This window comes from Paeniroseomonas aquatica (genome assembly GCF_030409335.1).
Classification (GTDB): domain Bacteria; phylum Pseudomonadota; class Alphaproteobacteria; order Acetobacterales; family Acetobacteraceae; genus Belnapia; species Belnapia aquatica.
Genome location: NZ_JAUFPN010000119.1, coordinates 1 through 3,065, shown reverse-complemented (window position 1 = coordinate 3,065; position 3,065 = coordinate 1). Strand labels below are relative to the sequence as shown.

Annotated in this window: 2 protein-coding genes; both read left to right on the top strand. The window is 63.9% G+C overall.

Features of this window, described 5'->3' with window-relative positions:
- Window positions 1–674: secretion/conjugation apparatus DotM-related subunit (locus QWZ14_RS10845; protein ID WP_456307234.1), on the top strand; the 674-nt coding region annotated here is incomplete at its 5' end.
- 373 nt (window positions 675–1,047) lie between these two features.
- Window positions 1,048–3,065: type IV secretory system conjugative DNA transfer family protein (locus QWZ14_RS10840; RefSeq protein ID WP_290316671.1), on the top strand; the 2,018-nt coding region annotated here is incomplete at its 3' end.

Genomic DNA, 3,065 nt, shown 5'->3' with positions numbered 1-3,065 from the left:
ACCCGGAGGGGCAATTCTCCGAGGCCATGGCCCACAGCGCACTTGCCCGCCAGCTCGGACCACTCTGGGCCGGCTACCAGGCCGCCGAGCCACATATCAGGACACTGACCGCTGTCATGGCGCTGTTTGCCGCGCGGCGACGAGACGAAGCGATCGACCTCCTGGGTGACATGGCGGAAGCCGTACCCTCTGGACAGGGCGAAGGGCCGGAAGGCCCGCTGCAAGCCCTGCGGCTGCCTGCTTCCGTGGCCGCCAGTGCTGACGCCTGGATGCGGGATCCAAAGATTGCCGATGCAGCCAAGCGGCTCACCGTTGGCCACGCATACACCCACACCGCGCTCATGAGCCTGCTGTGCTATGCGCGGGACCGGAGCGGCGTGTTCAACCCGGGCCTGTTCGCATTTGTCCAGTTGATCGACCGGCCGCTCTACATGGCACTTGATAGCCTCGGCGCCCCCACGGCGGGCCAGCCATGGCATCGCAGTGCTGCCCAGGCGGCCTATGCCGAGGCGCTTGGCGCCCGTGAGCACTGGTCCACCGAGCGTGACATCGGTCAGCCCGTGCTCGTCCCCGTCGTTGGGATGGCGGCCAACGCCATTCGCGCCGCTGCGGCGGATGCTGAGCAAGCGGCGGGGCCGACCCATCCGAACCATCCCGCTGCGGCCAACCTATGAGGAGCCTGACATGGAAAAGCGAGCCGTTACCACTCCCGCAGGGTCGTACCATGCGGGTTGATCTTCCCCCGAACACCAGCCTGCACATCGCCTCAGGCCTGAATGTCAGCCTCCGCGGGGATGGTGTGCACGTCAGGTCGCGGCACCGCACCAGGGCGATCCTTGCCGCCCTGTTCGGCGTCNGGTCGCTGATGCCAATACCGAGGATGCCGCCGCTCCGGCATCTCTGCAGGAGCCGATGGCACTTGCACCAAACATGCGGAGCGCCGTGGCCCAACCAAGGCTGGCAACGCCGACATTGCCTACCGTGGTTGCCGCGCCACCCAGCCCGGCGGCCGGACGCCAGGCCGACCCCTTCGGATTGAGCGATTAGATGACCAACGTCCGCCGCGACATCTACGGGCCCGATGCCGCCGCCGAGCGCTCGGCGGCGGATGTTTATCAACAGGTACAATCGACCGGGCAAAGCCTTCGCCAGGCTCTGATGGGCGGCGGCTCGGTTGTCCTGCTGGCCGCCGCGGCGATTGCCGTAGCGGTCGAGCCCGCGATCGTCACGGCGGCGGTCCCTGCCGCTTGTGCTTATGCCTGGGCGGTCCTGCGCAGGCCGGTGCGCCTCCCGCTGCGCATGCCCCTGTCCTCCGGAATGCCGGATTACAACGACCCCCTGCCGGGCTCCAGGAAGCCTCGCAAGGCGGCCGGCATCATCTATCTAGGTATTGACCACACTACAGGCAAAGAGCTCTGGATCAGCGACGACGACGGGCGCCAGCATATCTCTGTCCCGGGCGTTACCGGAGCAGGCAAAACCACAGCAATACTCGGCCTCTGCGCCAATTCCCTGGCTGTGGGCAGCGGCTTTGTATTCGTCGACGGTAAGGGTGATACCGGGCTTTATGCTGAGGTTTATCGTCTGGCACGGCGGTTCGGCCGGGAGAAGGACGTCCGGGTCATCAACCTCCTGGTCGCCAGCGGAGCCAAGGACAGCCAGACATTCAATCCGTTCGCCTGGGCCAGTTCGGATGCTATCCGCGAAATGCTGATTGCCCAGATCGAGAACAAGCCAGAGGGCGGCGGCGGCGACAACCACGTTTTCATGCAGCGAGCCGCTGCGTTGCTTGGAGCCAATGCACCGGTTTTGACCTGGATGCGGGAGCATCGCAACCTGAGCATTGACATCGACAGCATCCGGTTTGCCACTGAACTTCAGAGCGTCGCAGACCTCGCCTTTGATCGCCGCTTTCGCCGGCGTGACCCAATTACTGGCGCGATTGACCATATCGACGTGCCGGATATGCCGGAGCTTCTGGTTGCGCCGCTTCGATTCTATCTCGGTGAAACCGCTGGCTATGACATGGAGATGCATCTCAATAAGCGCCCGCGGGACAAAGCCAGCGAGCAGCATGGCTATGTAACGATGCACTTCAGCGCCACCTTCACTCAGCTTGCAGGGTCCTTGGGCCACATTTTTAGGTGTCAGATCAGCGGCGTCGACATGCGCGATGTCTCGATCAATCGCCGCATCCTAGTTGTTAGCCTGCCAGCACTGGAAAACTCGGGGGAGACCACGATGGCCCTCGGCAAGCTCATCGTCGCGTCCATCCGCAACATGATGGCGCAGACCTTGGGTGGTCGCCTGGAAGGCCAGCATGGCGACATCATCGCCAACAAGCCGACAACTGCCCCGACCCCCTACCCTATTATCTACGACGAGCTGGCAGCCTACGTGTCTGTCGGCGCCAAGGAGCAGCTGCAACAGGGCCGTAGCCTTGGCTACATGTTCGTCCTCGGTTGGCACGACGTGGCGGGCCTCCGCGCCAAGATTGGCGACGTGGCGTACTCCCTCCTCAATAATACCAACCTGCAAATCATCATGCGGCAGAATGAGGGTGGACTGAACCGCCAGCACATCGAGCAGACCCTGGGCGAGGCGGAAGTGACACAGACCTCCTCATACCGGGCAGACGGCATGGGCTTCATGCCGGCACAAAGTGCTGAGGTTCGCCGGATGGCCCGCCTCGACTGGCGCGATGCCCGAGGACTAATCCCAGGTGAGGCGATCATCACCCTGGCCAATAACCGGGTTCACGCCAAGCTCTTTACCGCGGACCTGCCCAAAGCGGGCAACGGCGACCTTTATCGCCTCAACCGGCCGGTCCCTATGGTCCTGTCCAAAGAGAACCCAGCGCGGGAGATGCTGGACCGGATCGCCAAGGTAAAGGCCGCCCTATCTGGCGATGCGCACCCACATGTTGAGCGACTGCCCTCTGCCGTCCTGAGTGCCGCCCGTGAAGGCTTTGCTACAGCCATCGCTGCAGGCTTTGACCTGGCTACCGCGGCGGATGCAGCGATCAACGCTGTCGGCGCCGTGCCGGCTGACGAGAGCCCACCCGC